Source organism: Pseudovibrio exalbescens (genome assembly GCF_028737195.1).
Lineage (GTDB): Bacteria > Pseudomonadota > Alphaproteobacteria > Rhizobiales > Stappiaceae > Pseudovibrio > Pseudovibrio zosterae.
Window position 1 is genome coordinate 38,450 of sequence record NZ_JAQZAJ010000006.1, and the last position, 16,398, is coordinate 54,847.

Consider the following 16,398-nt stretch of genomic DNA (forward strand, 5'->3'; position numbering starts at 1 on the left):
AGGGGGCGAAGGCGAGGGGGAGCCGATGCAAGACGCATCTTTTGGGCGATTGCTGGATGCCGACTTGGCTTTGCAGGTCCATGTTGGGGCGGCTGTTGCCGCCGTCATCTTCCTGCCCGCTATTCTGGGGCGCCGGAAGGGAGACACGCTGCACAGACTGTTGGGCTATAGCTGGGTTCTGGCAATGGCCGTGCTTGCCGTTAGTTCTTTTGGGCTGCAAGGCTTTCAAATCGTTGGGCCTTTCAGTCCGATCCATCTGCTGTCCATCTACACGCTGATCCAGCTGACTCGCGCTCTCTTTCAGGCGCGGCGCAAGCAGATCGACCTGCATAGCAGCACCATGCGCCAGCTTGCGGCCTACGCGCTTGGCGGGGCGGGTGTTTTGGCATTCCTGCCTGGCCGGCTGATGAACGAGATGCTCTTTGGCGGTAGTTGGCTGGGCTTCATTGGGGTGGGTGTCATCACACTTGCCGTGATCCTTTACGCGGCACGACGACAGAAGGCTATGGCTTAGCTGCTCTCATGAATAACGCACGGCTGACGGTTGCTGCGCGGTGGCGCTTCAGGTGCTGGTTCTCGGCCGGTCGCTTTGCGTTGGTTTTGCGTTGCTCTGAAAGAATTCAGGATCTTCTGAGCGTGGAACTGCGCTCAATGAGCTCAAAACCCAGATTACAGTTTCTGTCCTCAACCGAGCCCGGTGATTTGATCTCGTCCAGGATCATCTGGATGGCGCGGCGTCCGATGTCATAGCGCGGTGTGGATACAGAGGTCATCTCTGGGACCATGTTGCGAGCGATCTCGATGTCGTTAAAACCGCAGACGCCAAAATCCGTCGGGACGGTAATATTCCGCCGTTGGGCCTCCATGAGAACGCCGATGGCCAAGTCATCGTTGTTGCAGAAAACGGCATCCGTATCCGGCGCGCGCGAGAGCAGCAGCTCGAACAGCTGGCGTCCCATGCCCACGTTGGAGGGTTGTCGTGTAGTTACTATGCGTGCCTCATCCATAATTTCTGCTGCACGGCACACATCCTTGAAGCCTTCCAGGCGCGCTTGGGAGCGTGGGTCCATCCGGGCACCCAGAAAGCCGGGTTTCTTGTAACCGCTATCCAAAAGATGTTGTGTTGCGGCTCGCGCTGCGTCACGATGCTCAAAGCCAATGGCCATATCCGCAGGCTCGGGTCCGAAGTCCATGATCTGAACCACCGGACAGGGCGCAGTGCGCAGCAGGTCGCAAGCTTGTGCGGTTTGGTCAAAGCCAGAGACGATCAGACCTGCAGGCTTTTGGCGAAGGAAGACCCGGAGCAGATCTTCTTCTTTCAAGGCACTGTATCGGAAGTTTCCGATCTGGACGAAATAGCGTGTCCCTTCAATGCCGTCATAAACCCCGCGCACCACATCGGCAAAAACGTTGTTGGTGAGTGAAGGTACAAGCAAGCCGATGGTTGAAGTCGTTTTGGACGCCAGAGCAGATGCCGCCGGATCCGGCGCATAGCCGAGCTTGGCGATGGCCGCCTCAACCTTTTTTCTGGAAGCTTCTGAAACAATTTCAGGGCTGCGGATCGTGCGCGACACTGTGATAGCGCTAACACCTGCTTCTTTCGCTACATCCACCAGCGTTATGCTGCCGGGAGACAGATCCGCATTTTTTTTCATAGCTAATACAAGGCCTAACCGTTCTGAAACATCAGTACGCAGTATACACCTTTGACAAATGATAGCGCAATCATTAATGTGCAAATACTCGCGTTGTTCAGGGGCCGATTCATAGAGTTCTTGGCGGACTGATCACTGAGGCACTTGTGGAGACCAGGGAGGAAAGACGACATGTTTTCCAAGATGAAACTAATGGTACTGGGTGGCGTTGCAGCCAGCTTGATGGCTTCAAGCGCTATGGCGCAGGAATATCTGTTCCGCATTCAGTCATCTGACCCCGCAGGCAACACCAACTATCAGCTCCAGCAGGAATGGGCTGAGATGGTGAAGCAGAAGACAGATGGCCGCGTTGAAATTCAGATGTTGCCGGTTGGCACAATCGTGGCGCATAGCGAAACACAGGATGCCGTTGCTGCGGGCATTCTGGATGGTCACTTTACTGACACCTCGTATTTCGCAGGTAAAGATCCAGCGTTCGGCCTGATCGCAAACCCAGTGGGAGCTTGGTCTTCGCCTCAGGAAATGTTTGACTTTATCAATACTGGTGGCGGCAAGGAGCTGATGAACGAAATGCTTCAGCCGTATGGCCTGCATTTCATTGGTGCAACGACACCGGGTCTTGAAGCGTTCGTCTCCAAGGTGCCGCTTGATGGCGTTGACGACCTGAAGGGCCTCAAGCTTCGCGCGCCGGAAGGCATGGTGCAGAAGGTATTTGCGGCAGCAGGCGCTGCTCCGGTAAACCTGCCGGGTTCTGAAGTGTTCACGGCTCTGGACAAAGGCGTCATTGACGCTGCTGACTACAGCGCCTTTTCAACGAACCAGGCGCAGGGGCTGCACGACATCGCCTACCACCCTGTTTATCCAGGTTTCCACTCCATGCCGCTGGTTGAAGTCAGCGTGAACAAGGCAAAGTGGGACGCGCTGCCTGAGGAACTGCAAAACGCGCTGACAGAAAGTGTTGTCGAGTTCTCTTCCTATCAGTCCGACACAATCAACGAGCGCGATCTGGCGGCTGTCGAAGAAGCAAAAGCTGCTGGCAAGGTGACCGTTCACGATTGGTCTGCTGAAGAGCGCGCAAAGTTCCGTTCTATCGCCCGCACCCAGTGGGAGGAAGCTGCGAAAGCCTCCGCAAACTCTCAGAAGGTCTACGACACTCTGATTTCTTACCTTGAAAAGAACGGCATGCTGGCAAACTGATCGCCACCTTGTGATCGTTCGTCCTTCCGGCGCCCCGTCGGAAGGACACTTTGAGGGCATGAACAAGGGGTGGTTGATATGTCCGAGCCTTCCGAAAAAAAAGAATTACTGCATCACGATCCCGATCGCGCCATCCCAGAAGCCGGCATCTTGGGTGCCGGGATTGTCAAGGTCGGTCTGGTTTTTGCCATCGGCATCGTGATTTCCGCGCTGATCCTGTTTTGGGAAGTGATCATGCGCTATGTCTTCAACGCGCCAACCGTTTGGGCGCATGAGACGGTTGTATTCCTCAACGCCTCCGCCTTCATTTTCGGCGGCCTTTATGCTGCATCGCTGAACAAGCACATCCGTGTCGTGCTGTTCTACGACAATCTGAGCCCATGGCTGCGCCGGACCTTCGACGTGGTGATCTCAGGTGTTTGCATGATTGCCTCCGGCTTTTTTGCCTGGGCGGCATGGCAGAGTGTCAAGCGTGCCGTGTGGACGCCAACTGGCGACCTGCACTTCGAGACCAGCGGAAGTGCCTGGAACCCGCCGTTTCCGGGTTATCTGAAGGTGTTTCTCTTCTTCATTCTTATCGTTCTGGCGATTCAGTTTTTGGTGCTGGCGTTCAACTACGCGCGGCGCAAGGTAGCTGACTGATGGATATGTCCTTCCTCTTTGACCTGCAGTCCCTCGGCATCGAGGGTGCGACGCTGGCGATGTTCGCCGCGCTGTTGGCACTGCTTCTCACCGGCATGCCTTTGGCGTTCGTGACGCTTCTGGTTGCCTTGATTTTTGCTTTGGGCTGGTTCGGCCCCATGGCGCTGCCCTTGATCACAAGCCGTATCTTCAGCTTTGTGAACTCGTTTGTGTTCGTCTCGGTGCCAATGTTCGTGCTGATGGCAGCCATTCTCGACCGCTCGGGCATTGCCCGCGACCTGTTCGACGCCATGAAGGTGCTTGCTGGCCGTATCCGTGGCGGTGTGGCGATCCAGACCCTTCTGGTGGCGGTAATTCTGGCGGCCATGTCCGGCATTATTGGCGGCGAAGTGATCTTGCTCGGCTTGCTCGCTCTGCCGCAGATGCTGCGCCTGGGCTATGACCGCCGGCTTGCGATTGGCGTGTGCTGTGCCGGTGGAGCTCTTGGTACCATGGTGCCGCCTTCCATCGTGTTGATCATCTACGGCCTGACGGCAAACGTTTCCATTGGGGATCTGTTCACTTCGGCTTTCGTGCCGGGTCTCATGTTGGCCAGCTTTTATGCCGCATACATTTTGATCCGCGCCTACATGAACCCGGAGCTGGCCCCGATTGCGGAGCCAGAAGAGATCAGCGCACGCGAAAAGATGCGCCTGCTCAAAGGTTTGTTCCTTCCGGTTCTGGTGGTGATCTTTGTGCTTGGCTCAATCTACGGCGGGATCGCCTCGGTGACGGAAGCCTCTGCAATTGGTGTTATCGGCGTTACGCTCTCCACCATCATTCGTGGTGAGTTCTCCAGAGAGTTGGTAATCGGCGCAGCCAAGCAAACCTTGCGGACCGTTGGCATGATCGTGTGGATCGGCATTGGTGCATCAGCTCTGGTTGGCGTGTTCAACCTGATGGGTGGCATCAACTTCGTTTCCGGTCTGATCACTGGCATCTCCGAGGAGCCGATCATCGTGATCCTGTTCATGATGGCGATCTTGTTTGTGCTTGGCATGTTCCTCGACTGGGTCGGGATTGCGCTGCTTTGCATGCCGATCTTCGTGCCGATCGTGAAAAGCCTTGGCTATGATCCGATCTGGTTCGGTGTTGTGTTTGCCATGAACATGCAGGTGAGCTTCCTGTCCCCACCATTCGGACCGGCGGCGTTTTATCTGAAGTCCGTGGCACCGGATGACATTTCCCTTGGTGAAATCTTCCGGTCTCTGCTGCCGTTCATCTGCCTGCAAATCCTTGCTCTCGCTGTGCTCATCATGTTCCCCGGCATCACGGGTCGCTGAGCCTGCTTTCAGCAGGCCAGTTCCCTCCGCCGGAAAGGAGTAGACAATGACAACAAGAACGCCCAAGAAGCCTCTGCGCTCAGAGGCGTGGTTCAACGACCTCAGTGACCCGGAAATGACTGCGCTCTACATCGAGCGCTACCTTAACTACGGCTACACACTGGAAGAACTGCGCTCTGGCAAGCCGATCATCGGGATCGCGCAAACTGGGTCAGACCTGTCACCGTGCAATCGACATCACCTTGAACTGGCCAAACGGGTGCGCGAAGGCATTCGCGATGCAGGCGGCATTGTTCTGGAGTTCCCGGTTCATCCAATTCAGGAAACCGGCAAGCGGCCGACCGCCATGCTGGACCGGAACCTTGCCTATCTGGGTCTGGTGGAGTCTCTGTTTGGCTATCCGATTGACGGTGTTGTGCTGACAATCGGCTGTGACAAGACCACGCCAGCGCTGCTGATGGCGGCGTCCACTGTCAACATTCCAGCGCTGGCATTCTCTGTGGGCCCCATGCTCAATGGCTGGCACAAAGGGGAGCGTGCCGGTTCCGGATCGGTGATCTGGAAGGCGCGCCAAATGCATGCCGCAGGTGAAATTGATGGCGAGCAGTTCTTGCAGATGGCTGCGTCTTCTGCACCTTCCGTTGGCTACTGCAACACAATGGGGACCGCCTCCACCATGAACAGCCTTGCCGAGGCGCTTGGCATGCAGTTGCCGGGGTCTGCGTCCATTCCCGCGCCATACCGTGAACGTGCGCAGATGGCGTACTATACCGGCAAGCGCATTGTGGAGATGGTGCGCGAAGACATGAAGCCCTCCGAGATCATGACCCGCCAGGCCTTTGAAAACGCCATTGCGGTGAACTCCGCCATTGGCGGCTCGACAAACGCACCGATCCACCTGAATGCCATCGCGCGTCAGCTTGGCATCGAGCTGACCAACGCAGACTGGGAGAAATTTGGCTATGAGGTGCCGCTGATTGCCAATGTGCAGCCAGCAGGTGAGTACCTGAGTGAGGATTTCCATCTGGCAGGCGGTTTGCCTGCGGTGATTGGCGAGCTCTTGCGCAACAACAAGATCCCGCACCCGTCTGTTGTAACGGCCACCGGCGAGACGTTCGAGAGCCTCTACAGCGACTGTGAAATTGAGAATACAGAGGTGATCAAGCCGCTGGATCAGCCAATGACGGCTCACGCAGGCTTCCTGAACATGACTGGAAACCTGTTTGATACGGCGATCATGAAAACTTCCGTCATCAACGACGAGTTCCGCGATCGGTACCTGTCCAATGCCGCCGACCCCTTGGCTTTTGAAGGCCCGGTGTTTGTGTTCGAAGGCCCGGAGGACTTCCACAAACGCATTGACGATCCAGCACTTGGCATTACGCCGGACAGCATTCTGGTGATGCGCGGGGCGGGGCCAAAGGGCTATCCGGGCGGCGCGGAAGTGGTGAACATGCGGCCACCGTCCTACCTGATCAAGCAGGGGGTACACACACTTCCTTGTATTGGCGATGGCCGACAATCCGGCACATCCGGTTCGGCGTCCATTTTGAATGCATCCCCGGAAGCGGCGGATGGCGGCAATCTCGCGATCTTGATGGATGGGGACCGGCTGCGCGTTGATCTGAAGCTGCGAAAGGTGACGTTGCAGCTCAGCGCTGAAGAGATTTCAGCGCGGCACAAGGCGCTGGAAGAGCAAGGAGGTTTCGCTTGCCCGGACAGTCAGACCCCGTGGCAGCAGATCTTCCGTCAGCACGTGCGTCCATTCAGCGAAGGCATGATCCTGGAGGATGCCGACAAGTATCGTGATATTGGCAACGCCATCATGCCGCGCCACAGTCACTGACCCGGCACGAATACGAACAGTCTTGATGAATGAATGCGGCGCGGTCGGTGGATCGCGCCGTTCATATGTTCACTCGGGCTGCAATGCGCTGCGGAACAAGTGGTCGAGGAACTTGGAGGCGTCGGTGAAGCGGTGCTTTGCGCGTTTGCCCATCAGCTTTGTGACCTGCACGTCGAAGTCTGCATAGTGCTGGGTAGTGGACCAGATGGAAAACAGAAGATGGTAGGCGTCCACATCGGCGATCTTGCCCGCCTTTGACCAGCTTTCGATAAGGGCCGCTTTCTCATCCACCATGGTTTTCAGCGGACCGGAGATCATCGGGCCAATGCGCGGTGCCCCTTGCAACATCTCGTTGGCGAACAGGCGGCTTTCGCGAGGGTAGTCACGTGCCATCTCCAGCTTGCGCTGGACGTAGGCGCAGATCTCCTCAATGGGGTCCCCTTCTTCACGGACCTGATGAAGCGGATCAAGCCAGATATAGAGCATGCGCTTGATCAGTTCGGCGTGGATCGCTTCCTTGTTGTCGAAGTAGTAGAGCAAGTTGGGTTTGGACAGGCCTGCCCGCTCGGCCACCTGATCAATGGTGGAGCCGCGAAAGCCGTAGGCAGAAAAAACATCCAGAGCGGCAGCAAGGATCTTCTCCGTCTTTTCCTGTTGAATGCGGGTTCTGCCCTTTGAGTTCGCAGCGCGTGCCATGCCGGTTTGTCGTCCCGTTGGTTTGTTGTCAGGCCATATAGTACGGTGAAGTCTACATCCCGGTTCTCTTTATGAGAGCGTGACCAACGGTTGCAGGCCCAAAGTTGAACCTGCTGCACTCAGTCGCTCTCACCGCACAGTGACCTTTGAAGGAGCAAATAGCAGATCGTTCTGCCGCTGCCAAACGAACCTTCTGGGACGACCAAGGGTGAGGGCTCCAAGCTGTGCCCAACAGGGCAAGGCAACCCGGCCCTGAGAAGAGCCGGGTGCATTCGCCAAGGATCAGGCGGCGGCTTTCACCTTTGCCTTCTCGTTGAAGACCGGAATGATCTTGTCGCCATAATCCGCGATGATCTTCTCCTCGTCGCCGCTGTCCAGATAGATGTTGAACTGGGTAACGCCAGCAGCTTCAAGCTCGTTGAGCTTGGCGATGTGCTCATCCGGTGTGCCCAGAACACAGAACTCCTTCACGATGTCTTCCGTGATGAAGTCCAGATACGGGTTGTCGCTCTGGCCGTGCTTGGAATAGTCATAGCCGCGACGGTTCTCGATGTAGGAGGTCAGGCTGGAAGGGATGTCCTTGTTGTCGGTGCCGTATTTCTCGACAATGTCCGCCACGTGGTTGCCCACCATGGCCGGGAACCAGCGCACTTTCTCAATCGCCTCATCCAGCGGGCCGGTGTGAGCTGGGGCGGCAGCCATGACACGGAAGCCGGACATGTCGCGGCCCTCGGCGTTTCCAGCCTCTTTTGCCTGATCGGCAAGCCACTTGCAGATCTTTGGTTCCGCGATTTGCAGGATGAGACCATCGCCGACGCGGCCTGCCGAAGACAGCGCCTTTGGACCGTACGCTGCGACCCATACGGGCAGCTCGTACCCGGTGGCCCAAGGGAACTTCACCGGCTCCGGACACTCGCCGTATTGCGCTTCGTCACCGCGCACCAGCGCCTTGACCACATGGGTGAATTCTTCAAGGCGTTTCAGCGGGGCAGGCTTCTTGCCCATGACGCGCACCGCGCTATCGCCGCGGCCAAGGCCAATGTCAAAGCGGCCGCCCGACTGCTTGGCGAGCGAGCCGAACATGGACGCGGCCAGCGACCAGTCGCGGGTGTTCGGATTGGTGACGCAGGGACCGAAGCGCATCTTTGTTGTGTGCTCCATGCACATAGCCATGGCCATGTAGCTCTCACGCCAAAGAATGTGGCTGTCGTAGAACCAGCAATAGGTGAAACCGGCGTTTTCGGCCTGACGTACAAGTGCGCGAGCGCGCTCAGGCTCTACAAAGCCCTTAAAGCAAATCCCAAACTCCATAGTGCTACTCCTCTGGCAAGGTGTTGTTTTATATGGTTTTATCTAGATTTTCAGTGATCTGGTGCCCAGATCTTGATCCCGGCGTGGGTGAAGGGAACGGTCTTGGAAATGTTCTGGCGGATAAGGATGGGCGTGATGGCCTCAATGCAGCGTGCCGCCTGGGCGTTACCGGCGTTGTAGGTTTGCACCTCCAGTTTATCGACCAGCGCCATCACCTTCTTGCGCGCATCCAGCGAGTTGCCGCAGATGAGAATGTCGCAGTTGATCTTCCACTCCAGATTGTTGAGCGTGACCGCTGAAACGTTGTGCAGCGCGCCAATGACCGGAATGTCTGGGCCGAGCAGAGCTTGAGCCGCTTCGGTGGCTGAGCCTTCCGGTGGCATTTCCACGAGCTTTGGATCGTTGGGCGCAAGCGGGACCACGATATCAACGAGGATCTTGCCCTCAAGCGCAGGCTTCAAAGCCTCAAGGGTGGCGTTGTGGGCTGCGAATGGCACGGCGAGAATGACGAACTCTTCCGCCGCTTCAGTTGCCGCCAGATTGTCCATGCCGGCAATTTCGGCAGAACCAGCAGGCAGTTTAGCTGCAAGTTCGCTCGCGATTTCCGCCGCGCGGGCCCCGTCACGGGAGCCGAGCACAACGCGCACACCGGCGCGGGCAAAGCGAAGCGCGAGACCCTGGCCTTGTGGGCCGGTGCCTCCGAGTATCGCAATGGTCATTTGAACATGTCCTCCTTCTGGGCGCGAAGCAGATGCGCCGCGCTGCTTGTTGTTTCCTGCCAGTCCAGCCCCCGGAACAGCACCACCGGGGTTTGGGCTGCTTTGCGAATGACGAGGCCAGAAGCGGCGGCAAGTTCGTCGGCAAAGGCGGGTTCGGTGACACTGAGCAGGCGGCCGTAGGCGTCTTCATTGCCTTGCTCCTTGATGGTTGCAGGAACGCCCGCAAGCCCGACGGCCACGTTGACCTGCCCAAGGCGCCATGGGCGGCCAAAGGTGTCCGTGATGGCAACACCGATCCGCGCCCGGAAGCGCCTTGACAGCGCATCACGCAGCGCACGGGCGCTGGCATCCGGGTCTTTGGGCAGGAGAATGAGCGCGCCATCCTCCCCGGTGTTGGACTCATCAACGGCGGCATTCGCCGACTTGAAACCGAGCCGGTGCTCGCAGATCATGGTGCCTTCGCGCTGCGCAGGGTGCTTGAAGGCTTTGACCACGGACCGGCTCTCGCGCAGGATGACCTCCACCTTGCGCGGATCCTTGTTCAGCATTGCAGCGTAACGGTGGGCCTCTTCCCCGGGCGTGACGTCGGCCATGTTCACCACACAGCCCTCAGCCTTTGAGAAGATCTTGTGCGCGGAGGTGATGACATCCCCATCCACCAGATGCAGGCCCGCGCGTTCCAGGCAATCGCCAATGATCTGAGGGAGATTGTCCCCCTCATGGATTTCCGGGATGCCCGGTACCGCTGCCATCTGTAGGGTGCACAGCCCGGACTGGGGCGCGAACGGGTTGGGGATCGCTGAGTTCATGATGGTGACCTCACAACACTGCCGGTTGCACCTCGACCCGCCGCCGGTTTTCCTTCAGAGAAACCGGGCAGGTGGAGGGCCAGATCCGTTGAGGTGTCAATGTCCTGCGCAATGCCCGGTAACGGCAGAATGCGCGTGGAAAGGCCAAGGCGCTCTGCATGGGCAAGATGGCGGTGGAACGACTTGTTGCCGTATGCAAACGGCAGCGCGGTTGGAGGGGACACCAGCAGCGCGTTGGTGCCCTGATCGTGCGCAGGACACAAAACCACGCTGCGCTCTGCCATCTCGCAGGAAAGCAAGCGGGTGAACTCGGCCTCATCATGATCAGCGATATCAGCTGGCACTACACAAAGCGTGTGATAGCCACTGGCGGCGGCCCACTGTGCTGCGGCACTTACTGCGCCATTGAGCCCCTCGCAAGCATCCTCTGGCAATGTGTAGGCGCCGTGAGCGCGCGCCAAATCAGCAACCTGCTCACTGCCGGTGACAACAAGAAGATCGTAGCGAATACCTGACGTTTTCCGAAAGGCGCTGAAGAAGGCAAGTGTCTGTTTGTAAAGGCCCATGGCAAGACGCTTGCGCGCTTCCTCCGGCAAGACGGTTGCCAGACGGGACTTGGCAAACTGCGGGTCCTTCATGGGGATGGCAATCAGCAGTCTTGATTGGGGGAGCGCCTGATGCGGTGTCATGGCAAGGCCTCCACATGGTAGTCCGACATGGCAAACCCATAGTCCAGAACCGCATGAGCAAGACGGATCTTGTCTTTTTTGGAGCGCATGAGGATGTCTTCGCTGAAGGCCGCAATGCCGAGGGCCTCAATGTTTTTGGCGCTGTCAGCGTCCTGCCGATCAATCACCAACGCATCAATGATCTGCGCATAATGACGGGCAATGCCCAGGGCGCTGGCCTCTAGCCCAAGGGATGCCATCATTCTGTCTGCAGGGCCTTTCACCACACCGCCTGCAATGATTGGGCTGACAGCAATCTTGCGGGCAGGGGCATTGAGGAGCGCCTCCTTGATGCCCGGAATTGCCAGAATGGGCCCAATGCTCACAAGCGGGTTGGATGGTGCAAAGACGATCAGGTCCGCCGCCTCAATTGCAGCCAAGGTTTCCGAAGTGGGCCTTGCCTGCTCTACTCCCTCAAACGAAAGTGCGCGCACATCTGGTGCGCACCTCAGTTTGACGAAGTACTCCTGAAACGAAATAGATCCGTCGTCGGTCTGGACGCGGGTTTGAACCACGTCGTCGGTGGGCAGCAGAAGAGGAACTGAAACGCCAAGTGACGTGGCTATGTCTGCTGCGATTTGTGAGGGGCGATCACCCTTTGCCCGGCGCGCCGTGCGGTAAATGTGCAGGCCGAAGTCCTTGTCGCCAAGGAACATCCAGGTATCTGCGCCCAAGGACTTGAGCATTGTGAGTGCGCGGTCGCCCTCATCGGCAAGCCCCCAACCCTGCTGCCGATTGATGACGCCAGCCAGAGAGTAGGTCAGGGTGTCAATGTCTGGAGAGACCCAAAGACCATGGAAGGCCTCATCATCTGCAATGTTGCCGATGATCTTCAAGTCGATGCCCGCAATCCCTGCAAGGCCTTCTGCCATCTTGGCACCGCCGACGCCGCCAGCAAGCAGAACAACCTTGGGCTTTTCGAGCAGTTGGCAACACATCAGCTCATGCTCCTGTTGCAGTCTGTGGGGCGACTTCTGGGAACATCTCCAAAAAATCCAGTGGTTGATGCTGGGCCTTCCGCTCCACCAAAGGCTTCTGCTCTTTGGGGTCGTGATGCTCGAAGCATTCCAGCTCCCGGTAGACCGTGTTGCGCTGATAGGGGACGCGTCCTGCGCTGCGGATGATCTGCACCATTTCGTGGGCGGTGATTTCCTGACCATGGTCTGACCCCGCGGCCCGAGAAATGCTCTCGTTCATCAAGGTGCCGCCCAGATCATTGACGCCGTAGGCAAGCAAAGCGCGGGCGCGTTCTGCGCCGAGCTTGGTCCAAGACACCTGAATGTTGTCGATCCAGCCATGCAGCATGATGCGGCTCACCGCGTGCATCTTGTCCACCTCGTTGGCGGTCGGCCCCTGACGCACCTTCTCCGGGTTCTCCAGATAAAGCGGGCTGTCCGTATGAACGAAACTGAGGGGAACCAGCTCCGTGAAACCGCCCGTGTCTTTTTGAATGTCGCGCAGCAAGGCGATGTGGGCGGCCCAATGTTCCGGACCATCAATGTGGCCGTACATGATGGTTGCAGTGGTCGGAATGCCAACACTGTGGGCGGCGCGGATGATCTCTATCCAGTTCTCTGTGCTCAGCTTGTTGCGGGTCAGCTGCCTGCGAATTTCCGTATCAAGGATTTCGGCGGCAGTGCCGGGCATGGAGCCAAGGCCGCATTCTTTGAGATCCTGCAGGAAGTCGGCAAACGACATGCGCCGTTTTTGCGCCCCATACCAGACCTCATAGGGGGAGAAGGCATGAAGGTGCATATCCGGCAGAGCTGCCTTGATGGCGAGACAGATATCCCGGTAGTAGGTGCCATCCATTTTCGGATGGAGGCCTCCTTGAATGCACAGCTCTGTTGCGCCCCGGTCCCATGCTTCCTGAGCGCGGCCCACGATCTGCTCAAGCGTTAGCCACTCTGCCCCCGCATCTTCCGTGCGCTTGGCAAAGCCACAGAACCTGCAGCCCATGTAGCATACATTGGTGAAGTTGATGTTCCGATTGACAACGAAGCCAACCCGATCGCCATTGGTACGCGCGCGCAGGGCATCCGCTGTGCGCAAAATAGCCTGCAAGTCAGCGCCTTGTGCTTCAAAAAGCGTTTTGCCCTGCGCTTGGGACACTTCGCCGTCATCAAGAACCAGCTCCAAGGCGCTGCGCACGGGCGCGGACAGCCCGGCGCTGTCGACCCCAAGACTTTCAAGAGAAACGTTGTGCCGGGTGGATGCCAAAGGCACCACATTGTCAAAAGCGTGGGTCATTGGGTGCCTCCTGCAACCTGGTGACGGGCAAGGCCATCGGCACGGGCCATGGCTGTTGCACGGGACACCAACTTTTCATCAAGAAATTGCTGTGGTTTCTTCAGATAGGCGGGATAGACCGTGAGCCGTTCCTGCAGGGTAAGGCCCGCCTCGGCGCTGGCCTGTGCAAGCCGGTCGATCTGCGGCCATTCGTGTTGGGGATTGATGTAGTCAATGGTGACGGGCGAAATGCCGCCCCAGTCATTGATGCCAGCGGCAAGATAATCGGCGTGGCGCTTGTGCAGGTTGGGCGGTGCTTGAATGCTGATCGTGGGCGAAAGCATGAGGCGGGCCACGGCCAATGTGAGCAGCATGTCATCAAGGGTGGGCTCAGGATGGTTCGCCATGGCGATGTCCGGCTTACGCTGGAAGTTCTGAATGATGACTTCCTGTATATGGCCGTACTGCCTGTGCGCTTCGTTGATGGCGAAGAGGGCTTCAATACGCTCTTCCCAGGTTTCGCCGATGCCGATGAGCAGACCTGTTGTGAAGGGGACGCTTTTTTGACCCGTGCGCTCGAGCGTTCTGAGGCGTTGCAGGGGCACTTTGTCGGGGCAGGCGTAGTGCGCTTCCCCTTTTTTCGTCAGCCGCTTGCTTATGGTTTCAAGCATCATGCCCATGGAGGCGCTGACAGGGCGCAGCTGGTCGATCTCATCGTCTGCCAATGTGCCCGCGTTCACGTGGGGCAGCAGGGAGGTTTCATCCAGCACCAACTGGCACATTTCCGCCAGATAGGTCACCAAGGAGTCGTGACCGAGCATGTTCAGCGCCTTGCGCGCCTTCTCATAGCGCAGCTCCGGCTTTTCTCCGAGGCTGAACAGAAGTTCCTTGCAGCCTGCGGCCTCACCCCGCCTTGCAACGGCCAGCACCTGGTCCGGCGACATGATGGTTGCCTCTGGGTGATCCGGATGTTTGACAAAAGTGCAATACGCACAGGTGTCCCTGCACATATTGGTAAGAGGTACGAACACTTTGCGCGAATACGTCACGGTATCGCCCCAGTGGGCGCGGCGTACTTCGCAGGCCGCTTGCATCAGTTCCTCTAGGACAGCTGGTGAGGCATCAGCGAGCATTTTCGCGTCATGAAGTGAAATCATAAATTTTACCTCCTGATAAAAAATTTATCGGTAGGTAAAAATCTGTCAACTCGGATTTCGTGATGCGCGCAGCAAGATGACCCTAGGTTATTGAAATGGTTGAAAATAAAATTTTGCGCAATCAAAGTTTGAATATTACTGGAAAATATCACAATGATATCGAATTGATCAAAAAATAGAAGAATGATTAATGCATGTGCGACGGTTGAATATTTTTATTGCTTATACGAGATTCGGGTCTGAAGGTGCATGATTCATTGACTGGCGACAGTGATTGATGCCGGTGAGACTGCTCCAGCGAAAAAATTATTTGACCATAAGATAAAAATATATTCCCTTATGACGCAAGGTGATGCGCGGGGAGGGGCCTTGACCTTTATGCTCATTGAAGCGGATGGCAGCAAGTTGCATGGTCCGAAACGAAAGATGAGCATTTGCGGGAGCGAAAATGCGAATCCGTTTCATCCATCGTGTTTTGTTTAAAGAGGAGCTGCCGACCCTACGAGAGTACATAATAATTCCGGGAGGAGGGTTTGTAGAGGGCTGAGATGCGCAAATTTTAGCGTATGCAGGCCAAATAATAACCATGCTTACCTGATTGAAATTCTAAATAAAAAACTTTGATGAGCCCAGAAAAAGGGCGTTGATACGCAGAGCAGCGCCAATCTGATAAATCAGGATTGTTGACTAGACTGCAAAATCCATCAGAATTTATCAAATGGTCAAAAAAGGCCAGGAGGGGACTATGAGTGAAGCTTCCACATCGGCACCAAATGACTTGAGCGCATTCTGGATGCCGTTCACGTCCAACCGCCAGTTCAAGCGTGAACCCCGCATGTTTGTTGCTGCTGAGGGCATGTACTATACCACGGCGGATGGGCGTCAGGTGCTGGATGGAACCGCTGGGCTTTGGTGTGTGAATGCAGGGCACAAACAGCCAAAGATTGTTGAAGCCATTCAGAAACAAGTGGCGGAACTGGACTATGCGCCCGCATTTCAAATGGGGCATCCGAAGGCGTTCGAGCTGGCAAACCGGCTGGCCGATTTGGCGCCGGGTGATCTGAACCACGTGTTCTATACCAACTCCGGTTCGGAGTCGGTTGAGACCGCGCTGAAAATTGCCATTGCTTACCATCGGGCCAAAGGGCAGGGCTCGCGCACCCGGCTGGTGGGCCGCGAACGCGGCTATCATGGTGTGAACTTCGGCGGCATCTCGGTAGGCGGGATCGTCAACAACCGGCGTCATTTCGGCAGCCTGCTGACAGGCGTTGATCACCTTCCGCATACACATCTGCCGGAGAAGAATGCCTTTACCCGCGGAATGCCGGAGCACGGTATGGAGCTGGCTGACGAGCTGGAGCGCATTGTTGCGTTGCACGGGCCGGAGACTGTGGCGGCGTGTATTGTGGAGCCGATGGCCGGTTCTACCGGGGTGCTGTTCCCGCCGAAGGGGTATCTGCAACGCCTGCGTGAGATCACCAAGAAGCATGGCATTCTGCTGATTTTTGACGAGGTGATCACTGCGTTTGGCCGCCTTGGCGCGCCGTTTGCAGCAGACTACTTTGGTGTCCAGCCGGACATGATCACCACGGCAAAGGGCCTGACCAACGGCATTGTGCCCATGGGGGCTGTGCTGGCGAGTGATGAAATCCACGACGCATTCATGAACGGCCCGGAATACATGATCGAGCTGTTCCACGGCTACACCTATTCCGGTAACCCGCTGGCTTCGGCGGCAGGTCTCGCCTCGCTGGACGTTTACAAGGAGCAGCAGCTTTTTGAGCGTGCGCATGAGCTGGCCCCTTATTGGCAGGAGGCGTTGTTCAGCCTGAAGGATCATCCCTTTGTGATCGACATCCGCTGCGGGGGCTTGATCGGCGCGGTAGAGCTGGAGCCGATCGCGGGTGAGCCAACCCGGCGTGCGTTCAGCGCGTTCCTGAAGGCCTATGAAAAGGGTGTGCTGATCCGCACTACGGGCGACATCATTGCGATGTCACCGCCGCTGATCATTGAAAAGCACGAGATAGACACCTTGATCGGCACGCTTGGGGACGTCCTGAAGTCACTGGACTGACACTCATTTTCGG

Annotated in this window: 15 protein-coding genes; 6 read left to right on the top strand and 9 right to left on the bottom strand. The window is 57.1% G+C overall.

Features of this window, described 5'->3' with window-relative positions; all coding sequences use genetic code 11:
• Positions 1-25: 25 nt before the first annotated feature.
• Complete coding sequence (locus PUV47_RS16150; RefSeq protein ID WP_274219624.1) at positions 26-514, top strand: DUF2306 domain-containing protein; 489 nt, start codon at positions 26-28, stop codon at positions 512-514.
• 106 nt (positions 515-620) lie between these two features.
• On the opposite strand, the gene PUV47_RS16155 is transcribed toward PUV47_RS16150, so the two are convergent.
• Entirely contained in the window at positions 621-1,655 is a 1,035-nt protein-coding gene (locus PUV47_RS16155) for a LacI family DNA-binding transcriptional regulator (protein ID WP_274219625.1), read from the bottom strand.
• A 171-nt stretch (positions 1,656-1,826) separates the two neighbouring features.
• On the opposite strand from PUV47_RS16155, the gene PUV47_RS16160 reads away from it, so the two are divergent.
• The 4 genes from PUV47_RS16160 (at position 1,827) to PUV47_RS16175 (ending at position 6,662) form a co-directional block, all read left to right on the top strand.
• A complete protein-coding gene (locus PUV47_RS16160) occupies positions 1,827-2,852 on the top strand; it encodes a TRAP transporter substrate-binding protein (RefSeq protein WP_274219626.1) in 1,026 nt (341 codons plus the stop codon).
• A 78-nt stretch (positions 2,853-2,930) separates the two neighbouring features.
• The gene (locus tag PUV47_RS16165; protein ID WP_274219627.1) at positions 2,931-3,494 is read left to right on the top strand and encodes a TRAP transporter small permease subunit; all 564 of its coding nucleotides are present in this window, start codon (positions 2,931-2,933) and stop codon (positions 3,492-3,494) included.
• Positions 3,494-4,816 carry a TRAP transporter large permease gene (locus PUV47_RS16170; RefSeq protein ID WP_413697816.1) on the top strand — a complete coding sequence of 441 codons (1,323 nt, stop codon included), beginning with the start codon at positions 3,494-3,496 and terminating at the stop codon, positions 4,814-4,816. Before PUV47_RS16165 ends, PUV47_RS16170 begins: the two co-directional genes overlap by 1 nt.
• A 46-nt stretch (positions 4,817-4,862) precedes the next feature.
• Positions 4,863-6,662, top strand: a complete 1,800-nt coding sequence (locus PUV47_RS16175; protein WP_274219628.1) for an IlvD/Edd family dehydratase — start codon at positions 4,863-4,865, stop codon at positions 6,660-6,662.
• A gap of 69 nt (positions 6,663-6,731) precedes the next feature.
• On the opposite strand, the gene PUV47_RS16180 is transcribed toward PUV47_RS16175, so the two are convergent.
• The 8 genes from PUV47_RS16180 to cofG all read right to left on the bottom strand — a co-directional run bounded on the left by PUV47_RS16180 (position 6,732) and on the right by cofG (position 14,311).
• Positions 6,732-7,358 (bottom strand): TetR family transcriptional regulator C-terminal domain-containing protein, encoded by a 627-nt coding sequence (locus PUV47_RS16180; RefSeq protein ID WP_274219629.1) that lies wholly within the window; start codon positions 7,356-7,358, stop codon positions 6,732-6,734.
• Positions 7,359-7,640: 282 nt separating this feature from the next.
• Positions 7,641-8,669, bottom strand: coding sequence for a TIGR03842 family LLM class F420-dependent oxidoreductase (locus tag PUV47_RS16185; protein WP_274219630.1), 1,029 nt, complete (start codon positions 8,667-8,669; stop codon positions 7,641-7,643).
• Positions 8,670-8,719: 50 nt separating this feature from the next.
• Positions 8,720-9,388, bottom strand: coding sequence for an NADPH-dependent F420 reductase (gene npdG / locus PUV47_RS16190; protein WP_274219631.1), 669 nt, complete (start codon positions 9,386-9,388; stop codon positions 8,720-8,722).
• Positions 9,385-10,197, bottom strand: a complete 813-nt coding sequence (cofE, locus tag PUV47_RS16195; protein ID WP_274219632.1) for a coenzyme F420-0:L-glutamate ligase — start codon at positions 10,195-10,197, stop codon at positions 9,385-9,387. The genes npdG and cofE overlap by 4 nt, the downstream gene beginning before the upstream one ends.
• Positions 10,194-10,886: a 2-phospho-L-lactate guanylyltransferase gene (cofC, locus tag PUV47_RS16200; RefSeq protein ID WP_274219633.1), complete on the bottom strand. Its 693-nt coding sequence runs from the start codon at positions 10,884-10,886 to the stop codon at positions 10,194-10,196. Before cofC ends, cofE begins: the two co-directional genes overlap by 4 nt.
• Positions 10,883-11,863: a 2-phospho-L-lactate transferase gene (gene cofD, locus PUV47_RS16205; protein ID WP_274219634.1), complete on the bottom strand. Its 981-nt coding sequence runs from the start codon at positions 11,861-11,863 to the stop codon at positions 10,883-10,885. Before cofD ends, cofC begins: the two co-directional genes overlap by 4 nt.
• A 4-nt stretch (positions 11,864-11,867) precedes the next feature.
• Entirely contained in the window at positions 11,868-13,175 is a 1,308-nt protein-coding gene (gene cofH / locus PUV47_RS16210) for a 5-amino-6-(D-ribitylamino)uracil--L-tyrosine 4-hydroxyphenyl transferase CofH (RefSeq protein ID WP_274219635.1), read from the bottom strand.
• Positions 13,172-14,311, bottom strand: a complete 1,140-nt coding sequence (gene cofG / locus PUV47_RS16215; protein WP_274219636.1) for a 7,8-didemethyl-8-hydroxy-5-deazariboflavin synthase CofG — start codon at positions 14,309-14,311, stop codon at positions 13,172-13,174. Before cofG ends, cofH begins: the two co-directional genes overlap by 4 nt.
• A gap of 745 nt (positions 14,312-15,056) precedes the next feature.
• On the opposite strand from cofG, the gene PUV47_RS16220 reads away from it, so the two are divergent.
• The gene (locus PUV47_RS16220; protein WP_274219637.1) at positions 15,057-16,385 is read left to right on the top strand and encodes an aspartate aminotransferase family protein; all 1,329 of its coding nucleotides are present in this window, start codon (positions 15,057-15,059) and stop codon (positions 16,383-16,385) included.
• Positions 16,386-16,398: the final 13 nt, after the last annotated feature.